Source organism: Rhodocaloribacter litoris (genome assembly GCF_011682235.2).
GTDB lineage: Bacteria > Bacteroidota > Rhodothermia > Rhodothermales > ISCAR-4553 > Rhodocaloribacter > Rhodocaloribacter litoris.
Genome location: NZ_CP076718.1, coordinates 2,305,501 through 2,330,026, shown reverse-complemented (window position 1 = coordinate 2,330,026; position 24,526 = coordinate 2,305,501). Strand labels below are relative to the sequence as shown.

Annotated in this window: 17 protein-coding genes; 12 read left to right on the top strand and 5 right to left on the bottom strand. The window is 68.5% G+C overall.

Going from position 1 to position 24,526, the window contains the following annotated elements:
* Nucleotides 1–21: 21 nt before the first annotated feature.
* Complete coding sequence (gene nusB, locus GQ464_RS09720; RefSeq protein WP_166979025.1) at nt 22–501, bottom strand: transcription antitermination factor NusB; 480 nt, start codon at nt 499–501, stop codon at nt 22–24.
* Nucleotides 502–1,173: 672 nt separating this feature from the next.
* Between nusB and GQ464_RS09715 the strand changes: the two genes are divergently transcribed.
* Complete coding sequence (locus tag GQ464_RS09715) at nt 1,174–3,630, top strand: DNA internalization-related competence protein ComEC/Rec2 (protein WP_166979022.1); 2,457 nt, start codon at nt 1,174–1,176, stop codon at nt 3,628–3,630.
* 37 nt (nt 3,631–3,667) lie between these two features.
* On the opposite strand, the gene dnaN is transcribed toward GQ464_RS09715, so the two are convergent.
* Both dnaN and dnaA read right to left on the bottom strand, forming a co-directional pair.
* Nucleotides 3,668–4,798: a DNA polymerase III subunit beta gene (gene dnaN, locus GQ464_RS09710; protein WP_166979019.1), complete on the bottom strand. Its 1,131-nt coding sequence runs from the start codon at nt 4,796–4,798 to the stop codon at nt 3,668–3,670.
* An 83-nt stretch (nt 4,799–4,881) separates the two neighbouring features.
* Nucleotides 4,882–6,414, bottom strand: coding sequence for a chromosomal replication initiator protein DnaA (dnaA, locus tag GQ464_RS09705; RefSeq protein WP_166979016.1), 1,533 nt, complete (start codon nt 6,412–6,414; stop codon nt 4,882–4,884).
* An 824-nt stretch (nt 6,415–7,238) separates the two neighbouring features.
* On the opposite strand from dnaA, the gene GQ464_RS09700 reads away from it, so the two are divergent.
* The 7 genes from GQ464_RS09700 to GQ464_RS09670 all read left to right on the top strand — a co-directional run bounded on the left by GQ464_RS09700 (nt 7,239) and on the right by GQ464_RS09670 (nt 14,351).
* Entirely contained in the window at nt 7,239–7,733 is a 495-nt protein-coding gene (locus tag GQ464_RS09700; protein WP_166979013.1) for a YceD family protein, read from the top strand.
* 50 nt (nt 7,734–7,783) lie between these two features.
* Nucleotides 7,784–7,975 carry a 50S ribosomal protein L32 gene (gene rpmF, locus GQ464_RS09695; RefSeq protein ID WP_166979010.1) on the top strand — a complete coding sequence of 64 codons (192 nt, stop codon included), beginning with the start codon at nt 7,784–7,786 and terminating at the stop codon, nt 7,973–7,975.
* Between the two features lie 188 nt (nt 7,976–8,163).
* The gene (gene plsX / locus GQ464_RS09690) at nt 8,164–9,171 is read left to right on the top strand and encodes a phosphate acyltransferase PlsX (protein ID WP_166979007.1); all 1,008 of its coding nucleotides are present in this window, start codon (nt 8,164–8,166) and stop codon (nt 9,169–9,171) included.
* Between the two features lie 73 nt (nt 9,172–9,244).
* Complete coding sequence (locus GQ464_RS09685; protein WP_166979004.1) at nt 9,245–10,279, top strand: beta-ketoacyl-ACP synthase III; 1,035 nt, start codon at nt 9,245–9,247, stop codon at nt 10,277–10,279.
* Nucleotides 10,280–10,445: 166 nt separating this feature from the next.
* The gene (gene fabD, locus GQ464_RS09680; protein WP_166979001.1) at nt 10,446–11,405 is read left to right on the top strand and encodes an ACP S-malonyltransferase; all 960 of its coding nucleotides are present in this window, start codon (nt 10,446–10,448) and stop codon (nt 11,403–11,405) included.
* Nucleotides 11,406–11,930: 525 nt separating this feature from the next.
* On the top strand, nt 11,931–12,680 hold the full coding sequence (gene fabG / locus GQ464_RS09675; RefSeq protein ID WP_166978998.1) for a 3-oxoacyl-[acyl-carrier-protein] reductase: 750 nt from the start codon (nt 11,931–11,933) through the stop codon (nt 12,678–12,680).
* Between the two features lie 102 nt (nt 12,681–12,782).
* Nucleotides 12,783–14,351, top strand: a complete 1,569-nt coding sequence (locus tag GQ464_RS09670) for a DEAD/DEAH box helicase (RefSeq protein ID WP_166978995.1) — start codon at nt 12,783–12,785, stop codon at nt 14,349–14,351.
* Between the two features lie 92 nt (nt 14,352–14,443).
* Here GQ464_RS09670 and GQ464_RS09665 read toward each other — a convergent pair whose 3' ends face one another.
* On the bottom strand, nt 14,444–16,471 hold the full coding sequence (locus tag GQ464_RS09665) for an alkaline phosphatase (protein WP_228350170.1): 2,028 nt from the start codon (nt 16,469–16,471) through the stop codon (nt 14,444–14,446).
* Between the two features lie 239 nt (nt 16,472–16,710).
* On the opposite strand from GQ464_RS09665, the gene GQ464_RS09660 reads away from it, so the two are divergent.
* From GQ464_RS09660 to GQ464_RS09645, 4 genes are all read left to right on the top strand, one after another.
* Entirely contained in the window at nt 16,711–17,733 is a 1,023-nt protein-coding gene (locus GQ464_RS09660; RefSeq protein WP_228350169.1) for a hypothetical protein, read from the top strand.
* 148 nt (nt 17,734–17,881) lie between these two features.
* The gene (locus GQ464_RS09655; RefSeq protein ID WP_166981853.1) at nt 17,882–19,594 is read left to right on the top strand and encodes a dipeptidyl-peptidase 3 family protein; all 1,713 of its coding nucleotides are present in this window, start codon (nt 17,882–17,884) and stop codon (nt 19,592–19,594) included.
* A gap of 277 nt (nt 19,595–19,871) precedes the next feature.
* Nucleotides 19,872–20,147, top strand: a complete 276-nt coding sequence (locus GQ464_RS09650) for a hypothetical protein (RefSeq protein ID WP_166981850.1) — start codon at nt 19,872–19,874, stop codon at nt 20,145–20,147.
* Between the two features lie 635 nt (nt 20,148–20,782).
* Nucleotides 20,783–23,239, top strand: a complete 2,457-nt coding sequence (locus tag GQ464_RS09645; RefSeq protein WP_228350168.1) for a S9 family peptidase — start codon at nt 20,783–20,785, stop codon at nt 23,237–23,239.
* On the opposite strand, the gene GQ464_RS09640 is transcribed toward GQ464_RS09645, so the two are convergent.
* Nucleotides 23,184–24,398: a PP2C family protein-serine/threonine phosphatase gene (locus GQ464_RS09640; protein ID WP_166979404.1), complete on the bottom strand. Its 1,215-nt coding sequence runs from the start codon at nt 24,396–24,398 to the stop codon at nt 23,184–23,186. The two genes, GQ464_RS09645 and GQ464_RS09640, sit on opposite strands and share 56 nt — an antisense overlap.
* Between the last annotated feature and the right edge of the window lie 128 nt (nt 24,399–24,526).

The following is a 24,526-nucleotide window of genomic DNA, read 5'->3' as shown; positions in this document are numbered from 1 at the left end:
ATTTGAAGCCCGGGAGAGCGGCTACGACGCCACGCGGTCGCGCAGCGTCTCCATCCCGATCAGGCCCCGGCCGGATTTCTTGAGCCGTCCGTTCTTCTGAAGGTCCAGCAGGACGGCATCCAGAATACCGTTGATGAACTTGCCGCTTTTCTCGGTGCTGTAGCGCTTGGCCACCTCGATGGCCTCGTTGATGGAGACCTTCGGCGGGATGTCCTCGAACGCGAGCATCTCGGTGATGGCCATGCGCAGCAGCAGCCGGTCGATGAGGGCGATACGCGAGAGATCCCAGTTCTCCGTGTGCGTGGCGATGATGGCGTCGGCCTCCTCGCGCCGGTCGAGGACGCGCAGGAAAAGGGTTTCGGCAAACCGCAACCCGGCCTCGTCCTCGGCCAGCTGGGGCTTGAGCAGCGTGCGGATGATGTGCGCGGCATCGCCGCCGCCCAGCTCGAACGCATAGAGGGCCTGCATGACGCGCTCTCGCACTTCCCTTCTGGTGGTCATGGCGGTTCCGGTATCCTAGTTTGAAAGAACGGCTCGCTCGCGTCCGGTTCGAAAATCCCTTTAACGAAAGGAGACCGGGAAGGATACCGCACGGCCCTTTCGAATCCAAACGGGACCGGCGTATTTGCAGAGCTTTAACAGGATCCCGGCCTGGCCCGCTTCACAGCCGGCGGGCCTTTTGCATCGCCGGCCCGCGCCGGAGGTTATACGCCCCATGTTTCTGTGTTTTAAAGAATGATGTTACGCAGTGGAGACCGGTGCGACGGCAGGACTATAGCGGAGGTCATGGTTATTGAGGGCATGGTTGCCCTTAGCGAACGGCCCACGTGTAGCCGCGGATCTGGACGCGTTGCGCGTCCCGTTAGCCCGGGCGTGCCGGCGGAGAGGGGGGGCGCACCCGTGAAGGGTGCGGCTACAGGGTTGTTTCCTGTAGTCGCGGGCTTTAGCCCGGGCGTGCCGGCGGAGAGGGGGGCGCACCCGTGAAGGGTGCGGCTACATCGCGCTGTACAACGGCGCCTTCAACAGCATGGACCAACGCTATATGAAAACCTACCCCTGTCAACTGGTCGGGGGGGTTGTCACGAAGCGCAAGGGGAGAAACGTGGCGGCTTCGACGCTTACTGCGCAACATCAGTTAAAGAATGACGTGCCGGTTGCTTCAACGGACGGCCGATGACTCCGGACTCGCGCATACGGTGGCGTGCGTACCCGGCGGCGCTGGCGGCGGGCTGCCTGGCCGCCGGCGTGTTGCTGGCCGAGGCATGTCCGGACGTGGGCCCGTGGGGCTGGATGGCCCTGTCGCCGGCCGTGGTGCCGCTGCTGGTGCTGGCCCGTCCCCGTCGCCGGCTCGTCTCTCCGGCGCCGGCGGCCCTGTATGCGGCGACGGCCTTTGCGCTGCTCCTGCTGGGTGCCACCCTGCGGGCCTATGAGGACGTGCATCCGCCCCACCACCTCGCTGCCCGGCTACCGCACGCACCGGTGCCCGTCGTCGTCGAGGGGCGGGTGGCCGGCGAGCCCGTTTCCCGTGCCTACGGCGTGCAGTTCGCCTTCGAGGTACAACGGGAGCACCGGGCTACCGGCACGATCCCGGCCGCGGGACGCCTGCACGTGGTGCTCCTGCAGCAGGTGCCGGGCCAACCCCTTCCCGCTCCGGCATGGGGCGACCTCCTCCGCCTCCAGGGACGCCTCGAACCGCTGCCCCGCCGCCGCAACCCGGCGGACTTCGACTACGGCGCCTACCTCGGCAGGCGGGGCTATGTCGCACGGCTGCTGGTGGAGGACCCGGGCGCGGTGACCATCCTCGGCCGGGACCGCACGCTCCCGCTGCGTATCACGATGACCGCCCGCGCCTTCATCCGGGCCCAGGTCGACCGGCACGTGCCCGGCACGCCGGCCCGGGCCGTGCTGCTCGCCCTGTTGCTGGGGGACCGCACCGGGATCGAGCCGGGCACACGCACCCGCTTCGCCGAAACCGGGCTGATGCACGTGCTGGCGGTCTCGGGGCTGCACGTACTGCTGGTGGGATTCGTCTTCTACGGCCTCCTGCGCCCGTTGCTGATGCGGCTCTCCCGGGGGCGTCTCGCGTGGCGGGCCGTCGAGCACGTGCGGGCCGGTCTCACGCTGGCGCTCCTGGTCGCCTATGTGGTGCTCACCGGTGCCCCCGCTTCGGCCGTGCGGGCCGTGACCATGGCGGCGGTTCTCATCGGGCTCAACGTTTTCCAGCGCAACGCGCCCACCCTGAACGCCCTGGGGGTGGCTGCCTTCGTCATGCTGCTTTTCCGGCCGCGCTGGCTCTTCGACGTCGGCTTCCAGCTTTCCTTTGCCGCCGTCGCGGGGATCGTCACGCTCTGCCCGGTGCTGCAACGGGCCCTGCCGGCGGCCTGGCTCGGGCGGGCGGCCTGGCGCCGGACGGCGTCGTTCGTGCTCGTGTCGCTGGCGGCGACGCTGGCCACGATGCCGGTGCTGCTCCATCACTTCGGCCACGCGTCGTTTGCCGGGCTCGTCCTCAACCTCGCCGCCATCCCGCTCACGGCGGCCACGCTGCTGGCGGGGCTGCTGATGGTGGTCTTCGGGGGGTTCCCGGCGCTTGCCTCGCTCTTCGGGGCGGCCGCCGGCGGTTTCGCCACACTGCTGCTTCGGACCGCCGATGCGGGGGTGGCCTACCTGGGCCGGATGAGCGTGCGGGGGTACGTGGACGATCCGTGGCTCCTGCTGGCGATGGGCGTCGCACTCGTCATGCTGGCCCAGTGGCCCCGCCCGCGCACGCGGTGGCGCCTTGCCGTCCTCGCCGGGGCCTGCGTCGCGGTGAGTGTGTGGACGGAAGCCCTCCGCCGGCCGGCGCTGGACGTGCTCTTCTTCGACGTGGGGCAGGGGGACGCCGCGCTGATCACGCTGCCGAACGGGCGGCACCTGCTCGTCGACGCCGGGGTGCGGAACGCCTATACCGACCAGGGCCTGGCAACGCTCCTGCCGCACCTGCGCCGCTACGGCATTCGCCGGCTGGATGCCGTCGTCGTCTCGCATCCGCACAGCGACCACCTGGGGGGACTGCCGGCGCTGCTGCGGTCCGTGCCCGTCGGCCGGGTTCTCCACAACGGGGATCTTCACCCTTCCGCCCTGTACGAGGAGGCCCACCACCTGCTCGACAGCCTGCGCGTGCCCCACCGCGCCCTCCACGCCGGCGACACCCTGCGGCTCGACCCGTCCGTCCGGCTACAGGTGCTCGCCCCGGCACGTCCGCCGGCGGACGGCGACGAGGCGAACGAGGCCTCCCTCGTCCTGCGCCTCGTCTATGGGGCCACCACCGTGCTGTTCATGGGGGATGCGGAGGCCGGCGCGGAGGCACGCCTGATCCGGCACTACGGCCCTCTCCTCCGGAGCGACGTGGTCAAGGTGGGGCACCACGGCTCCGCCACCAGCAGCATCCCGGCGTTCGTCGCAGCCGTCACGGCCGGGGGCGGATCCCCCCTCGCGGTCGTCAGCGCAGGGCACCGCAACCGGTTTGGTTTTCCCGACCCGGAGGTCGTCCGGCGATGGGAGGCACACGGCGCCCGCGTATGGGTCACGGGCGCGCACGGGGCACTCTGGCTCCGCAGCGATGGCCGGCAGGTCCGCCGCGTGCGGTGGTAGGGGGGCCGGGCGTGCCGCCGCCCACGGCACGCGGTGCTCAGGCGTAGGTGTTCAGCATCACCGGCATGATGAGCATCATCATATCCTCCCCCTCGTGTTGTTCCCGGGGCGTGACGACGCCGGCCCGGTTCGGCGAGCTGAACTCGAACCGCACCTCTTCGGCATCGACGTTGTTCAGCACCTCCGTCAGGTACTGGGCATTGAAGCCGATGACCATCTCCTCCCCGTCGTACTCGCACAGGACGGTTTCCCGGGCCTCGCTGGCCCGTTCGATGTCCTCGGCCGAGATCTCCACCTGATCGGCCTTGAGGGAGAGGCGAATCTGGTTGGTCATGCTGGAGGAGTAGAGGCCCACCCGTTTGACCGCCGCCAGCATCGCATCGCGGCCGGCGACCAGCAGCCGGTCGTTTTCCACGGGGATGACGGCCTCGTAGTTCGGGTACGTCTCGTCGATGAGGCGGGCCAGGACGCGGGCCTCCCCGAAGTCGAATCCGGCATACCCCTCGTCCACGATGATCGTGCAGGCCTCGTCCGTGGCGATGCGGGCCGCCAGCGTCATCGCCTTCTCCGGCACGATGAACGACACCGGCACGGGGCTGGTCATCTCGGCCAGGGTCAGTTTCACCAGGCGGTGCCCATCCGTGGCGACGGCCCGCCCTTCCTCGGGGCCGATCTGGAAGTAGATGCCCATCATGGCCGGCCGCAGGGCGTCCTTGCTGACGGCAAAGTGGGTCTTCTGGATGGCACGCCGCAACAGCTTCCCGTCGGTCTCGATGCGGACGTTGCCCGAGAGCTCGGGAAGGGCCGGGTAGTCGGCCCCGTCGTGCCCGACCATCTTGTAGAGGCCCTGGTCGGTGCGCAGCGTGACGTTGAAGTCGTCGTCGGTCGAGAACCGGATCGGCAGGTCGGGCAGGGCGCGGAGGGTGTCGAGCAGGCGCCGGGCCGGCACGGCGATGCGGTTGCTTGCCGTCGTGCCGTTGCTCTCGAAAGGCACGGCCAGCCGCTGCACAATGGAGATCTCCAGGTCCGTGGCACTGAGCTGCAGGGTATCGCCGTCCCGCTCGAACAGGATGCATTCGAGGATGGGCAGGGTGCTCTTCGAAGGAACGGCGCCGCTGACGGTCGTCAGCGCCTTGAGCAGGTCGGCACTCGATGCGGTGAACTTCATGGTTCGTCGGCAATCATCGTGAAACGGAGGCCCGGAAAAATACGAAAATCCGGCGGGATAAATCCACTCCGGGCCGGGGGGCGCTACCGGCTGTGGAGTTCGAGCTTGTGGGCGATCTCTTCGATGATTTCCCGGAACTTGGGATCGGTTTCGATCTGGTTCGTCACGCTCTGGCAGGCATGGATCACGGTCGAGTGGTCGCGTCCGCCGAAGTGGAGTCCGATCGTTTTGAGGGAATGCTGCGTCAGTTGCTTGCTGAAGTACATGGCCACCTGCCGGGCCTGCACCACCTCCCGCTTGCGCGTCTTGGCCCGGACGAGGTCTTCGGGGATGTTGAAGTACTCGCACACGATGCGCTGGATCTGCTCGATGGAAAGGCTGATCCGGCTTTCTTTGATCAGGTCCCGCAGGATCTCTTTGGCCAGCGACAGGTCGAGTTCCCGGCGGTGGAGTGCCGTCTGGGCGATCAGGCGGATCAGCGCTCCTTCGAGTTCGCGGATGTTGCTCTTGATGTGGTGAGCGACGAACTCGATGATCTCGTCGGGGAGGGTGACGCCCTCGTCTTCCGCCTTGCGGCGCAGGATGGCGATGCGGGTTTCCAGCTCGGGGGGCTGCAGGTCCGCCGAGAGGCCCCACTGGAAGCGGGAGAGCAGGCGCTCCTCGATGCCCTGGATGTCACGCGGGGGGCGGTCGGCCGAGAGGACGATCTGCTTGCCGCTCTGATGCAGGGCGTTGAAGATGTGGAAGAACTCCTCCTGCGTTTTCTCCTTGCCGCCGAAGAACTGGACGTCGTCGATGATGAGCAGGTCGATTTGCCGGTAGAAGAGGGAGAAGTCGCTGGCGCGGTTGTGCTGGATGGCCTGGACGAACTCCGTCGTGAAGCGCTCGCTGGAGACGTAAAGGACGGTTTCGGTGCGGCGGTTGGCTTTGATGTAGTTGCCGATGGCCTGGATGAGGTGCGTCTTGCCCAGGCCGACCCCGCCATAGACGAGGAACGGGTTGAAGCTGGTGGCGCCGGGCTGCTGGGCGATGGCCAGCGCCGCGCTGCGGGCCAGGCGGTTACAGTCCCCCTCGATGAAACGCTCGAACGTGTAGTGGGCGTTGAGCCGGCTGTCGACGTCCGCCTTGCGGATGCCCGGGATGACGAAGGGGTTCGTGATCGGGGCCGGCGGGAGCCCGCCCGGGCCGAACCGGGACGGGGCCGGCGGTTCGGAGGTCGGCGTCGCCGGCTCCGCCCCGCTCTCCGGCGGCGGCCGGTCCACCCCGCTCGCCACCGGGGGCGGCTCGTTGGCCGGACTGCGCGAGGGCAGTTGCACGGACGCGCCCTCGTAGCCGCCCTCGGCGTCATCCTTCTCGATCACGATGTCATAGAACAGCCGGCCCTGCGGCCCCAGTACCTTCGTGATCGTCTTCCTTAGCAGCGCAAAGTAGTGCTCCTCCAGCCATTCGTAGTAGAACTGGCTGGGCAGCTGCACGGTGAGTTTGATCAGCTCGCCGTCCTGCTCCAGGCGAACGGCCTTCAGCGGTTCGAACCATGTTTTGAAACTTTGCCTGCTGATGTTGTCCCGGATGATGTCGAGACATTGTTTCCAGACCGACTCGGGGCTGTGCTCCATGCTTGTGAACCTGCCTGCGCATGAACCGGACACCCGGAGGGTCCGGTCAGGTACATCGTATCGTGTAAGGCATCGCGAAGGCAGCCCGCCGCATCCGGCCCTGACGTACACCGGCCCGCAACATATTCACCCGTTATCAACACACCGGCACAACCACCCCGGTGATCCCATTGCGACGACCCGATTTATCCACAGCCGTTCACAGGTTATCAACAGGGCGCAGTGGTGCCGGTAGAAACTTGATTTTAAAGAACTTGAAAGCAGCACGTTCGCGACGCTATGGTGCCACGGCGACTCCCTTCTTCGGCTCCCGGGCCCGTCCGCGAGGGCCGGTCCCCCGGGCGGTGTGGTTGTCAACAAATTATCCACACGCACGGCGGCCGGCGATGGAAATGTCAGTCGGTCCGGATCGGGTCGGGGTATGCCCGGGGCGTCGAAGCCCGTCGTGAGACGGGAGCCGGAGGCACGAAACGTCGCGGTGGTTCAGCGGGCGAGCGAAAGCGAAAAAAACCGGTCCTGGGATCCGGCTTCCGGGGAAGTAGCTGTGGGTGTACAGCAGGAGGGCTGCCTGCCTCGCAACGCGGTAGCATGGTAACCAACGCGGGCTACAACGTCAAGCACATCGGCGGCGATTTCACAGAAGAACTTTGGGGGCGAGGAGCCTTCCTTCACGCACTTTTCGGTAAAAGGTTGGGTTTCCTCCGGTTGAAAAGGAAACCTCTCTTTTCTAACTTGGTTGACCCCCGTGTTTCATGGGGGCAGGGCTACCATCGGCCGGGTAGCCTGCTTTTTTTGTGCCGTGCGAAGACCCTCTTGCCTGCGCCATGTTGCGGATCGACGTTGCCAGCCTGAAGCCGGGATCTCACCGGCTCGACGTGCGGCCGTCCGCCGAGGCCCTTGACCTGGATGCGGCGGTCTTTCGGGACATTGCCGTCGCCCTCCGGCTCGACGTGCAGCCGGGGCGGGTCCTGGTGCGCCTGAAGGCCGAGGCCATCGCCACGCTGGAATGTGACCGGACGCTGGTGCTGTTCGATCGCCCGATCGAGGGGCGCTATACGGTGTTGTATGCCGCTCCCGCGCTCGTGGCCGAGCTCGAACCGGCGCATGACGACGTGCGCCCGCTCTTGCCGTCGGATCAGGAGATTGACCTGACCGATGTGGTGCGGGACACGCTGATGCTGGCCGTGCCGGTGCGGAAGGTCGCCCCGGGCGCGGAAGAGGTGGCGTTGCCGCTCCGCTTCGGAGACGAGGGCGGGGTCGATCCGCGCTGGGAGGCGCTGCGCCGGTTGCGTCCCGGCGATGAAGTGAACGAGGGGTAGCCTCGTAGCCCGTCGTTTTCCCGTTGTCTACAACCTTTTGAGGAATACCCATGGCCAATCCCAAACGCAAGCATTCGAAGGCGCGTACGCGGGCCCGCCGGGCCAACTATTACAACCGGCTCCGCGAGCCGCAGCTGATGGAATGCCCCAACTGCGGTGACACGAAGGTGATGCACCGTGCCTGTCCTTCCTGCGGTTATTACCGTGGGCGTCAGGTGGTCGAACGCCCGGAGATCGTTTGACGTATCCTCCTGCATTATTCCACGCTACACGCTCTGGTCGCCGCGGTGCCGTTCGGGATGGCCGTGGCGCGCGGAGCGTGTTTCTTTTTCTTGCATGCCCGGCTTTGTATCTTGACCGAATGTCGTCTCCGGTGGAGGTGCGGCCGGAGCGATGCCGTCAGGCCTTTCGCTTAGTCAACACGTGAGCCATGGGCATTCGCGTTGCTGTTGATGCAATGGGAGGAGACCGGGCCCCGGACGTGGTCGTCGAAGGGGCGGTGGCGGCGGCCCGCGACGCCGCGGGCGACGTCGAGGTGCTGCTCTTCGGGCCGTCCGGCCGCCTGCGCCGGCAACTCGAAGCGTACGGGGATGCGGCCGACCTGCCGCTGTGCCTGATCGAGGCGCCGGAGGTCATCGAGATGCACGAGGCGCCGACGGCGGCGCTCAAGGGCAAACCCCGCTCGTCGATCCATCTCGGCCTGGGGGCGCTCAAGGCCGGGCAGGCCGACGTCTTCGTCAGCGCCGGCAACACCGGGGCCGTGATGGCGGCGGCGCTCTTCATCCTGGGCCGGGTACCCGGGGTGGCACGCCCGGCGCTGCCCGCTTTTTTCCCCAATTCCCACCAGAAGCCCACGGTCGTGCTCGACGTGGGTAGCAACGTCGACTGCAAGCCCGAGCACCTGGTGCAGTTCGGACTGATGGGGGCGATCTATGCCGAGCGCATCCTCAAACGGGAGCACCCCACGGTGGCGCTCCTGAACATCGGGGAGGAGCCGGGCAAGGGCAACGAGCAGGCGAAGGAAACCCACCGGCTCTTCGCCGAGACGCCGGGCCTGCGTTTCAAGGGAAACGTCGAGGGGCGCGATCTGCTGCAGTATCCCGCCGACGTCGTCGTGTGTGACGGCTTTGTGGGCAACATCATCCTCAAGCTGGGCGAGAGTGTGGCCACGATTCTGCCGCAGATGATCGGGCAGGAGATGCAGCGCCTGGGGCTCGCCTCCGAGGAGCAGGCCCTGGTGGCCCGCGTGCTGCGGGGGGCCCTGCGCCATTTCGACTATCAGGAGTTCGGGGGCGTCCCCCTGCTCGGGGTCAACGGGCACGTGCTCATCGGTCACGGCGGCTCCTCGGCCCGGGCCGTCGAGCGCATGATCCTCACCGGCGCCGAGGTGGCCCGGCAGGACGTCGCCGGCGCCATCGCTGCCGCCCTTGGCGGCTGAACCCGCTTTGCCGCCGCACGCGGGCCGCGTGGCGCGGCCCGCGCGGCGCTACCACCGCCATCCAGAAGTGCTTATGATACGCGCAGCCATCACCGCCGTCGGGCATTTCCTTCCGGAAGATCGCCTGACGAACGCGGACCTCGAAAAAATGGTCGACACCTCGGACGAGTGGATCCGGACCCGCACCGGCATCCGGGAGCGGCGCATCCTCTGGGACAAGGACAAGGCCACCTCCTACATGGCCGCCGAAGCCGCCCGGGACCTGCTCCGCAAGCGGGGCATCGAGCCCGAGGAGATCGACGCGATCATCGTGGCCACCGTCACCCCGGACATGTTCTTTCCCGCCACCGCCTGCCTGGTCCAGGCCGCCATCGGCGCGAAGAACGCCTGGGGCTTCGACCTCTCGGCCGCCTGCAGCGGTTTCCTCTTCGCCCTCTCCACCGGCGCCCGCTTCATCGAAAGCGGCAAGCACGAAAAGGTGCTCGTCATCGGGGCCGACAAGATGAGCACCATCACCGACTATACCGACCGGACCACCTGCGTCCTCTTCGGCGACGCCGCCGGGGCCGTCCTGCTCGAACCCGACACCGAAGGCTACGGCCTGATCGACTCCATCGAGCGCGTCGACGGCTCGCAGTGGGACCTGCTGTGCATGAAGGGCGGCGGCAGCCTCAACCCGCCCACGCACGAGACGGTCGACAAGAAGATGCACTTCCTCCACCAGGAGGGACGCCACGTCTTCCGCTACGCCGTCGCGGGCATGGCCGACGTCTCGGCCGAGATCATGGAGCGCAACGGCCTCACCGGCGACGACGTCCGCTTTCTCGTCCCGCACCAGGCCAACCTCCGCATCATCGACGCCACCGCCCGCCGCATGGGCATCGGCATGGACAAGGTGATGCTCAACATCGAGCGCTACGGCAACACGACCGCCGCCACCATCCCGCTCTGCCTCCACGACTGGGAGCAGGACCTCCGCCGGGGGGACAACCTGGTGCTGGCGGCCTTCGGGGGCGGCTTCACCTGGGGCGCCGCCTACGTGAAGTGGGCCTACGACGGTGACACCGTGGCCCGCACCGCCACGGCCGAGGTCGCCGAAAGCGCCTGACGGCGAGACGCGCCGGGGCGACACCGCACGGGATGCCCCCTGCGGGTTGAAGAAGTGGGCCTCCGTGCCGGCTCGTCCGCGTTCCGGCGCTGCGTGACGGCTTGTGCGAAACGGGCCGGGGCGCCCGCTTCCGGAATCATGACGTGCTGAAACCCCGATCCTACCTATGACCACGACCGCATACCTTTTCCCCGGCCAGGGCTCGCAGTTCGTCGGGATGGGGCGGGACCTGTACGACCGCTTCCCCGAGGCGCGGGCCGTCTTCGAAGCCGCCGACGACCTGCTGGGCTTCCCGCTCTCCGGGCGGATGTTCGGCGCGGGCGGCGACCCGGAGGCCGAGGCCGAGGCCCTCAAACAGACCGACGTGACGCAGCCGGCCCTCTACGTGCACAGCCTGGCCGCGATGGCCGTGCTGGAAGCACGGGGCCACCGCCCCGACATGACGGCCGGGCACAGCCTCGGCGAGTACAGCGCCCTGGCCGCCGCCGGGGCCATCGCCTTCGAGGACGGGCTGCGCCTCGTGCGCCTGCGCGGTCGTCTCATGGCCGAGGCCGGCACGCACCGGCCGGGCACGATGGCGGCGCTGCTCGGGATGGACGACGAGGCCGTCGAGGCGGTCTGCGCGGCGGCCAGCGAGGGCGACGAGGTCGTCTGCGCGGCCAACTACAACGCGCCCGGGCAGGTGGTCATCTCCGGCGATGTCGCGGCCGTCGAGCGGGCCATCGAAGAGGCGAAGGCGCGGGGTGCCCGGCGGGCCGTGCTGCTGCCCGTCAGCGGGGCCTTCCACTCGCCCCTGATGTCCCATGCCCGCGACGGGCTGGCCGAGGGGCTGACCCGGCTCGCCATCCGGACGCCCCGCTGCCCGGTCTACCTGAACGTGACCGCGGCCCCGACGACCGACCCCGAGGCGATCCGGCAACGCCTGCTCGAACAGCTCACCGCGCCCGTACGCTGGGCCCAGACGCTCCGCCGCATGCAGGCCGACGGCGCCACGCGCTTCGTGGAGGTCGGCGCCGGCAACGTGCTGACGGGCCTCGTGCGCCGCACCCTGGGCCGCGACGTCGAAGCAGCCACCGCCGGCACGGCGGACGAGCTGGACACCCTCACCACGGTTTCTAGTGCATGATATAGCGGAGGTCATGGTTATGGAGGGCATGGCTGCCCTTAGCGAACCGGACCCACCGTGTAGCCGCGGGCTTTAGCCCGGGCGTGCCGGCGGAGAGGGGAGCGCACCCGTGAAGGGTGCGGCTACATCGCTCCTCGAGCGTACCGGGTAGCTGCGGGCTTTAGCCCGGGTGCGCCGGCGGAGAGGGGAGCGCACCCGTGAAGGGTGCGGCTACATTGCTCCTCGAACGTACCGTGTAGCCGCGGGCTTTAGCCCGGGCGCGTCGGCGGAGAGGGGGAGCGCACCCGTGAAGGGTGCGGCTACATTGCTCCTCGAACGTACCGTGTAGCCGCGGGCTTTAGCCCGGGCGCGTCGGCGGAGAGGGGGGGCGCACCCGTGAAGGGTGCGGCTACATTGCTCCTCGAACGTACCGTGTAGCCGCGGGCTTTAGCCCGGGTGCGCCGGCGGAGAGGGGAGCGCACCCGTGAAGGGTGCGGCTACATCGCGCTGCACAACGACAGTTTCGATAGCATAGACCAACGCTATATGTTACTCAACCTGAACGGAAAGAACGCGCTCGTCACCGGGGGAACGCGCGGCATCGGCCGGGCCATCGTCGAGGCGCTGGCCGGGGCCGGGGCCCGCGTGGCCTTCACCTACCGCTCCTCCACCGCCGAGGCCGACGCCCTCAAAGCCGAACTCGAAGCGCGGGGCACCGAGGTGCTCGTCTTCCAGGGCGACGCCGCCGACGCGGCCCATGCCGAGGCCGCCGTCCGCGGCGTGCTCGAGGCCTGGGGCTCGCTCGACGTGCTCGTCAACAACGCCGGCATCACCCGGGACAACCTCATGCTCCGCATGAAAGAGGAGGACTGGGACGCCGTCATCGAGACGAACCTCAAGAGCGTCTTCAACTTCTGCAAGGCCGCTTACCGGCCCATGATGAAGCAGCGCGGCGGCAAGATCATCAACATCTCGTCCGTCGTCGGCGTCATGGGCAACCCGGGCCAGACGAACTACGCCGCCTCGAAGGCCGGCATCATCGGCTTCTCGAAGAGCCTGGCGAAGGAGCTCGGCAGCCGCGGCGTGACGGTCAACGTGGTGGCGCCGGGCTACGTGGCCACGGACATGACGGCACAGCTTCCGGAGGCCGCCCGGGAGGCCATGCTCGGCGCCGTCCCGCTCGGCCGCCCCGCCCGCCCCGACGAGGTGGCCGCCGCCGTGCTCTTCCTCGCCGCCCCCGCCGCCGACTACATCACCGGCCACGTCCTCCATGTGGACGGGGGCCTGGCCATGTAACCCCCCGTGGATCGCGCTTCCGGCCGCAACGTTCAAGGGTTGATGCATCCAGACCGGTGATCGTGAACACGACGAGATAGCTCTTTCAACCCGTACGACGTTATGCCCGAAGAACCGAACCAGGGAAGTCCCTTTACCCGTGTCATCGACCTGACTACCCGGGCCCAGGAGGCGGCCCGGCAGGCGAAGGTGCAGGCCTCGCTCGTCGAGCCCGACCCGCCGCTGCCGGGTGCCACGCTCGAGACGCTGCCGCCGGCGGTGCGCCGCGCCGTCGAGAACGCCGGCTGGGACCGGCTGATGCCCGTCCAGGAGAAGGCCATCCCGTACATGCTCGACGGCCGCGACCTGATCGTGCAGTCGCGTACCGGCTCGGGCAAGACCGGCGCCTTCCTCCTTCCCCTCTTTACCCTGCTCGACCCCGAGAAGCGCGCCGCGCAGGCCCTCATCCTGACGCCCACCCGCGAGCTGGCCCGTCAGATCCACGAGGAGTTCGTGCGGATGCGGGGGGACGCGCCGGAAGGCCTCTCGGCCGCACTCGTCTACGGCGGCGTGCGGTACGGGCCGCAGAACCGGGCCCTGCAGGACGGCGCCCAGATCGTCATCGGCACGCCCGGCCGCATCCTCGACCACCTCGAGCGCGCCACCTTCCGCCTGGACGCCCTCCGGGTGCTCATCCTCGACGAGGCCGACGAGATGCTTTCGATGGGCTTCTACCCGGCCATGCGCCAGCTCAAACGCTACCTGCCCGCCCGCCGGCAGTCGTACATGTTCAGCGCCACCATGCCGCCGAAGGTGCGCGCCCTGGCCCGCGAGTTCCTCCGCGAGCCCGGCTTTCTCTCGCTCAGCGCCGGCCATGAGAGCGTCGACGCCATCGAGCATCGCTACTACAAGGTCGATCCGATGGAGAAGGACCGGGCGCTCGTGCGACTGATCGAGCTGGAGAACCCGGACTCGGCCATCATCTTCGCCAACACGAAGCGGGACGTCGAGTACCTGGCCCAGTTCCTGACGAACTACGGCTACGACGCCGCCGGCCTGACGGGCGACCTGCCGCAACGGGCCCGTGAGCGCATCATGGACCGCATCCGCAAAGGGCAGCTCCGCTTCCTCGTCGCCACCGACGTGGCCGCCCGCGGCATCGACATCTCGGACCTGAGCCACGTCATCATCTACGACGTGCCGCAGGACCAGGAGATCTACATCCACCGTACCGGGCGCACGGCCCGCGCCGGCAAAACGGGGACGGCCCTCGTGCTGACCACGTTCGAGGACGAACGGACGCTGCTGGCCATCGCGCACCGGTACGCCATCGACATCGAGAAGCGCCCGCTGCCGGGCCCGGAGGACGTTGCCCGCCGTGTGGCCGAGCGCATGACCGTGGTGCTCGAGGACCGCTACCGGGACAAGACCAACCTGGCGCGCGAGCGGCTCCAGCGCTTCGTGCCCCTCGTCGAGGAGCTGGCCGAGGAGGAGCCCGAGCTGCTGGCGATGCTGGTGGACGACCTCTACCACGAGCTGATGCACCGGGCCCCCGAACAGCCCGAGATCACGGCCGAGGAGGCGGCTCGCCGCGAGGCCGCCGACGCCGAAGACGCCGAGATGGCCGAGCGCAAGAAGCGGCGCGGCCGGGGCAAACGCCGGGGCGGCCGTAAACGCGGTCGCGGCGACTGAAGCCGGCGAACGGGCACGCCCGGCCCCGGCAAACAAGCAGGGGAGGAACCGCAGCCGGTCCCTCCCCTTTTTCGTGTTTCGTGACGGACGCTTCAGCGGAGGCGGATGACCTGCCGTGAGGTGATCTGGTCGCCGCTGCGGGCCACGATCAGATAGAGGCCGGAGGCCACGGCCAGGCCCGCATCGTCCCGGCCGTCCCAGGCGACCTCGTGGCGTCCCGGCGCCAGGCGCTTCCCGCGTTCGAGGATCCGCACGCGCTGGCCCAGGGCATTGTACACCTCCAGGTCCACCGGCTGCGCCTCCGCCACGTCGAGCGCCACGCGGAGCGTGCCCTGGAACGGGTTCGGGAACGCCTCCACGGCACCGAAGCGCCCCGGGAGATCCGATTCCTGCTCGATGCGGGTCGAGGTCTGCACGTTCAGGAAGTCGGCCATGATGGGGAAGAGGTCGGTGTTGTCGAGCAGGCCGCGTCCGGTGATCCGGCCGGCATAGGTGCCGCCCACGTTGTCGTCGGCGCCGACCCAGACGTCCTGCGGCGTGTGGTTGCCGGGCGTGGTGCCGATGGTGCCGCCGTTGCCATTGACGAGCGGGTTCGACCCGTAGGCGATGACGATGCGGCGCGCGTTCGGGCCGCTCGGCTCCGGCCACATCTTACCCTGAAACGGGACGAGCGTGTATTCGGGGAACCAGCCGCCGAGCTCGTCATCGCCCCGGTCGATGTTTTGCGGGACCGGGGTGAACTGCCCGTCGGTTTTCTCCGGTTGCCGGGCGTAGGTGCGCACCAACGTGCCGTTGCCCTGCGCGTCGGCGGCATCGTGGAGGCCGACGACCGTGAAGCCGCCGCATTCGTGATCGGAGGTAGTCATCAGGAGCGTCTGCCCGGCTGTGGCGTCGTTCATCAGGTTGAGGCCCTCGCCGATGGCATAGTCGAAGTCCAGTACTTCTTTGATCATGTAATCCGAGCCGTAGACACCCGCCAGGCGGTCGGTGCCGCCGCCGTAGACGTCCTCGGCGATGATAGCTTCTTTGTCGGCGACGACCGTGTAGTTGCTGCCTTCATAGCCGATGCCGCCGGCATTGGCATGTTCGAGGTGGTCGATGCGGCCGCCCTCGACGATGAGAAAAAAGCCCTTGTCGCTCTTGCGCTTGAGCACCTCGATGGCAACCTGCGTCATTTCCCAGAGGGCCGGCTCCCACGGGAAGAGGAGCTGGCGCTCGGCCTCGTAGCTGCGATGGGAGCTGCTGAAGAGCCCCAGCAGGCGGGTGTCGTTCTCCGGGGTGAAGGCATCGAGGTCGTCCAGCACGGCCAGCAGGGCATCCCGGCTGTTGACGTAGCGGAAGCCCCGTGTCTTGGCGATCTCGACCAGGTCCACCTCGTCGCTGCGGCGGCCGCTCAGGGTGACGGGCGCTGCCCCGTCCGTGATCGGGTTGCCGTCGCGGTCGACGACCGTGGCGTTGCCATTGGCGTTCGGGTTGGTACGGGGCAGGAAGTGGCGGGCGCCGCCGCCGAGGATCACGTCGAGGTGAACGCCCTCCTTCGGTGCCGGCAGCACCCAGTCGCGGGCGGCATCGTAGCCCGGCCCGGCGTTGAAGATCGCCTCATACTCCGCCTGCGTGGCCGAGAGGTACTGCGCGGCGATGTAATCCTCCAGATCCCGGTTCCAGACGTGCGAGGCAAAGGCAGCCGGGGTGGCATGGGTGATGCGCGTCGTGGAGACGAGCCCGACGGCGTAGCCGGCCTTCTTTGCGGCCTCCAGGATCGTCTCCAGCGGGGCCCCGGTCACCGGATCGAGCGAGATGTACTCGTTATCCACTTTGCCCGCCTTCCCCACGGCATAGACGGAGGCTCCCGGTGCCGAGTCGGTGATCCATGAGTTGAGCGAGTGGGTGGTCACCATGGCGTTGTAGCGCAGCCGATCGGAGGCCAGCAGGTGAAAATTCGGATCGTCGGAGAAGCGGCTGCCGTCCTGGCCCTGGCCGAGGGCCATGCGGGTGGCCGTCCGCGGTGCGATGCCGTGGCCGTCGCCGATGAACAGGATGACATTCTTTTTCTGCGCGGATGCCGCCAGCGGGAGCATCAGGACGAGCATCCACAGCAGGGCGCGTAGCGTGTGGGACATGGCTGATAGGGAGCGGTTGGTTCAGGGTACAGAAGGGTCTTCCGGCCGAGCCGGATGCACCCGCAACCTACCTGTTCCGTGCGACTTCTTCGTTACCGTCGGATCAGCCCTTCGTTAGATGATCGTTAGCCTGCCGTAACCAGATCGTTAATGTTGATCGACGGGCTTGTCATCGCCGATCTCAGGATGCTAACGTTCAGGCTTTCAGTCTCAACCAGGACTTTTACGCAGGTGAGGCCATGGCCGTACGACCGATCGTATACGCGCTGGTCTTGATGATACTGGGGGTGGCGGCGCCGGGATGCGGCACGACGGTGCCCACCGCCTGGCACCTGGACGTCCCGTTGCCGAAAGACCCGGCGGTGCTGGTGGCCTGGCGGGACGGCCTCGTGCTGGGCGGCGGCGCCGAGGTGCGCTGGCTGCGGGACGGCCGGCCCCCGGTGGTGCGCCGGCTGCCGGCTCCCGTGCGCGCCGCCGCCGTCGATGCGGGCGGTGCGCTGTGGCTGGGCACCGCCCGGGGCCTGTACCGGCTCACCACGCCAGAAGCTCCCCTCGACACGCTCCACCTGCCCGCGCTCGATCCGCAGCCAGCCGTCACCGCGCTGGCCGTGTCCCCGGGAGACGCGCTCTGGGTGGGCACGGAGCGCTTCGGCGTCTTCACGCGCCGGGACACGACCTGGCGCCCGGCGCTGGCCGCGGCTCCGGTCCACGCGCTGGCCGTCATGCCGGACGGTGCGGCCTGGGTGGGCACCGGCATCGGCCTGTTCCGGCGCATGGGGCGCGGCTGGCTCGTCTACTCCGAGGAGGGCACCGCCAACCACGGCCTGCCGGACAACATCGTCGAACGGCTCGTGGCGACGCCGTCGGGCCTGTGGGTCGTCATGAGCGAGGCCGTCGCCTTCTTCCCGGCCGGAGACGAAGATCATCCCGCCGAGTTTACCTACCTGGGACGACGCGGCAACCGCATCCACGACGTTGAGGCCCTGCCCGGAGGGGGGTTCATCCTGGCCACCGACGACGGCCTCGTTCACCTGCGCGAGATGCCTCATGCCGGGGCACACGGCAACAACCTGCGCGAGTTGCAGGTCGCCGAGGCCGAGGTGGCCCGGCGGCTGCCGCCCGAGCACGCCGGCCTGCCGCCCTTGCCCCATCCGGTCACCCGGCTATTGCGTGATGGCGGGCACGTCTGGCTCGCCCGCCGCGACGGCGTGTTTCCCCTGCCGGCCCCCGTTCCGGCGGCGATCGCCGCATACGTCCCCTGACTTCCAGGCACGCCCGCCGGGATGCCGCCCTCTTTCCACGCGCATCCACCGCCTTTCATTCCCCGGGATCTCGTATCTTGACCGGGGGCTCCAACCGGCAAAGGGTATGGAGCCCGTCTGCGTTCGTCCCACCTTTCCTGCGATCCCCATGCGCCGATTGTCCGTCGTCTGCAGTGCCGCCCTGCTGCTCCTGCTGGCGGCCTGCGACCGCCCCGCCCCGGAGGACGGCTTCGACTGCCGCGACTTCCTCGCCACGCAAAACATCCCTGAGCCCACCGGCATGTATGACGTCGACCAGGGCAGCCCCGAGGCCCGGGCGCTGCTCGACAAGTACACCACCTTCCGCCTGACGACCGACCTGAGCGTGCTCTCCGAAGCCGAGTGCCGCATGATCCCGCTGCTCATCGAGGCCGCGCACGAGATGGACGCCATCTTCTGGCAGCAGGCCTACGGCGACAAAGACGAACTCCTGGCCCGCATCGACGACCCGGCGCTCAAACGCTTCGCCGAGATCAACTACGGGCCGTGGGACCGGCTCGCCAACAACGCGCCGTTCGTCGAAGGCGTGGGGCCCAAGCCCGCCGGCGCCAACTTCTACCCGGCCGACATGACGAAGGAGGAGTTCGAGGCGGCGGCGGCCGAAGACCCGACTCTCCGGAGCCTGTACACCGTCGTCGTGCGCGGGGAGGACGGCGGGCTGCGGGCCGTGCCCTACCACGAGGCCTATGCCGCACCCATGCAGCGGGCCGCTGAGAAGCTGCGGGCCGCCGCGGCGCTGGCCGAGGAGCCCGGCCTCAAGCGGTACCTCGAGCTCCGCGCCGAGGCCCTCCTGACGAGCGAATACCAGCCGAGCGACCTGGCCTGGATGGACATGAAGGACAACACGCTCGAGGTCGTCATCGGCCCCATCGAGACGTACGAGGACCAGCTCTTCGGGTACAAGGCCGCTGCCGAGACCTTCATCCTGGTCAAGGATCGCGAATGGAGCGAGCGGCTGGCCCGCTACGCCGAGCTCCTGCCGATGCTCCAGGAGGGGCTGCCCGTGCCCCCCGAGTACAAGCAGGAGACGCCCGGCACCGACTCCGACCTGAACGCCTACGACGCCCTCTACTACGCGGGCGACGCCAACGCAGGCTCCAAAACCATCGCCATCAACCTGCCCAACGACGAAGAGGTACAGCTCCAGAAGGGCACGCGGCGGCTCCAGCTCAAAAACAGCATGCGGGCCAAGTTCGACAAGATCCTCCTCCCCATCGCCGGCGTCCTCATCGCCGAGGACCAGCGTGACCACGTCACCTTCGACGCCTTCTTCGGCAACACCATGTTCCACGAGGTAGCGCACGGGCTGGGCATCAAGAACACCCTCGACGGCCGGGGTACCGTGCGGGAGGCCCTGCGCGAGCACGCCTCGGCCCTCGAAGAGGGCAAAGCCGACATCCTGGGGCTCTACATGGTCACGAAGCTGAAAGAGGCCGGCGAGCTCGACGCCGACCTGATGGACCATTACGTCACGTTCCTGGCCGGCATCTTCCGCTCGGTGCGCTTCGGCGCCGCCAGCGCCCACGGCCGCGCCAACATGATCCGGTTCAACTTCTTCAAAGAGATGGGGGCCTTCGAACGGGACGCCGCCACGGGCACCTACCGCGTCCACTTCGACAAGATGACCGAGGCCATGAACGCCCTCTCGGAGAAGATCCTTCGCTTCCAGGGGGACGGCGACTATGCGGGCGTGGCCGCGTTCGTCGCGAAGTACGCGCAGGTCGGGCCGGAGCTGCAGGCCGACCTCGACCGTCTGGCCGGTGCCGGCATCCCGGTCGACATCGTCTTCGAGCAGGGGATTGCGGCGCTCACCGCCGAGTGATCGCCCCGGCGCTTCGGGTAACCAGGCGGCGGCTTCCGCGAAGGGGGCCGCCGCTTCGCGTCGGGGCGGCAGCCTTTGCCGCGTGCCGGGCGAAAATGTCCCCGGCGGTGGGCACGATCCGTCAAAACGGCCGAATTTTCGGCGAAGGCGTCTGTGGCATCATCTTCGTGAGCCGGGCACGGCTTAAGAAAGCGGGCGGGTTGGTCGATACCGGGGAGGCCCGGTGTCCGGATCGGACCCGCCGCCTTGCGTTCACGAAGTAGTTGAGGTCGTGCTTATGACAACGCCCACCATGCTCGACGATCACACGATGGCCGCCTTCATCTCCGGCACGCTCTCCGAGGAAGAGCGCCGGGAGGTGATCCATCTGCTGCTGCACGACGACGAGGCCCGTGACTGGCTGCACATGGCGTGCGAGGCCCTGGCAGCGGCCAGGGAAGAGGGGCCGGACCCGGCCGGTTACGCGTGGATGTACATGGCACCGCGCCCGCCCGCTCCCGGCCCGGATCGCCCTGCGCTCCGGTATGCTCCCTCTCCTCCGGGCTTTTCCTGAGTTTTCCGTTGAGCCGGTGCGGCCGGTCCCGGCGTGCCCGCCCACCCCGCTTTTCCTTTCGAAGGCACGAAGCGACGAGAAGGCTTCGTGCCTTCGTGTCGTTACGGGATGCGAGGCCGGGGTAAGAAAAAGGGGCGACTTCCGGTCTGGAAGCCGCCCCGTGCTCAACCCCAACAACGAGGTGTGTTGACTGCCCGCGGACAACGAAAGGCTCGTACGCCCTCACTTCCTCGAACACGGCCTTGTCCGCCGAGCAGCAAGTTTTTGGCCCTGTCCGCACAGGGGAGGTCCTGCAGGTCGGGTGACCACATAACCTACCTCCTGCTGTGCGGACAGGGCCGGCCCGCCCGGGGGCGAGCCGGCGGCGCCTAAGCGCCGAGATCACCCATCTTGAAACCCCCTTACCCTACAACTGCAGGGCGCCCCCAATATATCGCAGCGACGTAACACAGGTAAATAGGCGTTTTGCCCGGTCGAAGCTGGGGATTTTTCCCAGCGCCCCGCAGGCCGGGTCGGGCTCCGGGAGGGGAATGCCCGGAAGCGCTTGCGCAACCCCGGGGGCGGCTCAGTATATTTCCCGTCGACGGCCTGCCGCTGCCGTGTGCCCGTTGCCCTGCCTCCAACCCCGTGGTGCCATGTTTCGTCCGCTTTTGCTGTTAATGCTGGGGCTGTTTCTTCAGGCCCCGGAGCTGTACGCCCAGGAACGCTATCAGACGCCGCCCGAGGAGCTGGCCCGCCTGGTCGACGCACCGCCCACACCGGCGGTCAGCCTCAGCCCGGACCGGGCCGTGATGTTGCTCATGCACCGGCCCAGCCTGCCCTCCATCGAGGAACTGGCCCAGCCCGAACTGCGGCTGGCCGGGTTGCGCATCAACCCCCGCACGAGCGGCCCGAGCCGGGCGGGCTACTTCAACCGGCTGGTCCTGCGCCGCCTCGACACGGACGGCGAGACGGAGGTGACGGGCCTGCCCGAGGGCGCCCGCATCGCCGACGTGACGTGGGCGCCGGACGGCCGGCACCTGGCCTTCACCGTCACCGGGCCCGACCGCATCGACCTGTACGTGGCCGACGTCGCCACCGGCCGGGCCCGGCGGGCGGGCGACTTCGCCGTGAACAACGTCTACTACGGCACGCCGTACGCCTGGCTGCCCGGCGGCCGCGCCCTCGTGGTGCGGGCCGTGCCGCCCGACCGGGGCGCGCCGCCCGAACCGCCGCCGGCGCCCGAAGGCCCCACCGTTCAGGAAAACATCGGCAAGGCGGCCCCCGTGCGCACCTACCAGGACCTTCTCCAGAACCGGCACGATGAGGCCCTCTTTGACCACTTCATGACGACCCGCCTGCTGCGGGTGGGGCTCGACGGCACCGTGACGCCCCTCGGCGACCCCGGCCTCGTGGCCGACGCGACGCCCTCGCCGGACGGCCGCTTCCTCCTCGTCGAGACGATCCACGAGCCGTTCTCCTACCTGGTGCCAGCCTACCGCTTCCCCCGTCGCGTCGAGGTGTGGGACCGCGACGGCAACCGGGTGGCCGAGCTGGCCGACCTGCCGCTCGCCGAGGAGGTGCCCACGGGCTTCGGGTCGGTGCCCACGGGCATGCGGAACGTCGCCTGGCGGGCCGATGCGCCGGCCACGGTCGTCTGGACGGAAGCCCTCGACGGCGGCGACGCCCGCGCCGAGGCGGACGAGCGTGACCGCGTCTTCATGCTGGCAGCGCCGTTCGACGGCGAGCCCGTGCCCCTCATCACGCTACCGCTGCGGTACGACGGCATCCAGTGGAGCGAGGACGGGTTCGCCCTCGTGTCGGAGTCGTGGTGGCGCACCCGCACGCGGCGCGTCTACCTCGTCCGCCCGGACGATCCCGGCACGCCCCCGCGCCTCCTGCTCGACTACTCGACGGAGGACCGGTACAACGACCCGGGCCGGCCCCTGATGCGTCCCACGGCCGCCGGCACGTACGTCCTCCAGACGACCGACGGCGGCACGGCGATCTTCCTGGCGGGCGACGGCGCCTCGCCCGAGGGCGAGCGGCCCTTCCTCCGCAAGATGAACCTGGAGACGGGGGCCGTCGAAGAGCTCTTCCGCTCCGAGGCACCCTACTTCGAGGAGCCCGTGGCCCTGCTCGACGACGCCGGCACGCGCCTCGTGACGCGCCGCCAGAGCCCCACCGAGCCGCCGAACTACTTCGTCCGCCACCGCACCACCGGCGAGGTGGCGGCGCTGACGGCCTTCCCCCATCCGTACCCCGAGCTGATGGACATCCAGAAGGAGTTCCTCGTGTATGAGCGGGCCGACGGGGTGCAACTCACCGCCACGCTCTACCTGCCCGCCGGCTACGACCCCGAGCGGGAGGGGCCGCTGCCGGCCTTCGTGTGGGCCTACCCGCGCGAGTACAAGAGCGCCGACGCCGCCGGGCAGATCACCGACTCGCCCTACCTGTTCAAGTACGTCAGCTACTGGGGGGCCGTGCCGTTCGTCACGCGGGGCTACGCCGTGCTCGACGATGCGTCCATGCCCATCGTGGGTGAGGGCGACCAGGAGCCGAACGACACCTTCGTCGAGCAACTGGTGATGAACGCCCGGGCCGTCATCGACGAGGGGGTGCGGCGGGGTGTCGTCGATCCGGAGCGCGTCGCCATCGGCGGGCACTCCTACGGCGCCTTCATGACGGCCAACCTGCTGGTGCATTCGGACCTGTTCCGTGCCGGCATCGCGCGCAGCGGGGCCTACAACCGCTCCCTGACGCCGTTCGGCTTCCAGGCCGAGGAACGCACCTTCTGGGAGGCCCCCGAGGTCTACTTCCGCATGTCCCCCTTCATGAACGCCGACAAGCTCGACGAGCCGATCCTGCTCATCCACGGCGAGGCGGACAACAACTCCGGCACGTTCCCGATCCAGAGCGAGCGCTTCTACCATGCCCTGAAGGGGCTCGGCAAGACGGCCCGCCTGGTGATGCTGCCGCACGAGAGCCACGGCTACCGCGCCCGGGAATCGGTGCTGCACATGCTCTGGGAGACGGACCGGTGGCTGGAACGGTGGGTCAAGCATGCCCCGCCCCGGGAGGGGGGGATCGACGAGACGAAGCCGGGGCGATGAGGAGGTCGTCGGGGGAAGGGGCTCCCTCCGGGCAACGCCGGAGCACCACGAGCGAGAGATCGTCGTGCGGGCGGGCGTCGCCGATGAAGTGCTCGACGGCCGAGAGGATGCGCCGGCCCGCGTCTTCGGCCGTCCGGCCGGGGAGCTGCGGCAGGATCGCGTGCAGGCGGTCTTCCTCGAAAAACCAGCCGTAGGCGTTGCGGGCCTCCGTGACGCCGTCCGAATAGACCACGAGCAGGTCGCCGGGGGCCATGTCCAGGTGCTGTTCGGTGAAGCGGACGCCCGGCATCAGCCCCAGGGCCGGGCCGCCGCGCGGGGCCTCCTCCACCGTCCCGTCGGCGCGGACGATAAGAGGGGGTAGGTGCCCGGCGTTGAGCAGCCGCACCGCGCCCGTCTCCGGGGTCACCTCCAGGTAGACCAGCGAGGCGAAACGGCTGCGGAGGCCGTCCCGGTAGAAGATGTCGTTCAGGGTGGTGCCCAGGTTGGCGAGCGAGGGAGCCTCCGGGGCCAGGGCGCGCAGGGTGGCCTGCAGGCGGGCCATGAGCAGCGCCGCCGGCAGCCCTTTCCCGGCGATGTCGCCCAGCGCCAGGCCGAGGAGCCCGTCGGGGCGTTCGAGGTAGTCCACCAGGTCACCGCCGACGTCGTTGGCCGGCCGGGTGAAGAGCCAGGTTTCCCAGCCGGAGACGCGCGGGTTGCGGTCCGGCATCAGCGCGAGCTGCACGGCGCGGCCGGCGGCCAGTTCGTCCTGTGCCAGGAGCTTGTCCTTCAGTTCGAGCAGCAGGATGAAGAAGAGGACGACGAAGCCCACGACGATCTGCGTCGGATCCCTCAGGCTGCCGTTGACGACGAAATAGAGGCTGAGCACGAGGAAAAGCCGCCGGGCCGGCGTGAGTTTGAAGAACATGCTCTTGAGCAGCCACCACGTGGCTACGAGCCAGCGTTTGGCCTGCCCCATGGCCGAGAGCTCGTCTCGCCGGGCGTCGTCGAGGTAGAACCGGTAGGTTTCCCGGAGGTCTTCTCGGAGGGAGCGCCGGAGGTCGCCACTGCGAAGGTCGTCGAGCAATGTCTGCCCGATACCGGGTTCCTTCTTCCGGGAACCACCCCGGTCCCCGGAACGGGTGGTGTTCGAAGCGGAGGTGTGGGTTTCGTCCATGGACATCGGCCGCCGTACGGATCTTCTCATCGGGGTGTGTACTACCGGGCCGGGAAAAAGTTAGGCCCGGCCTTCAAAAGCCCGTCCCGGTGTCGAGGGCGGGTAATCCGAAGCACTTTTTTACCTTTTCCCTT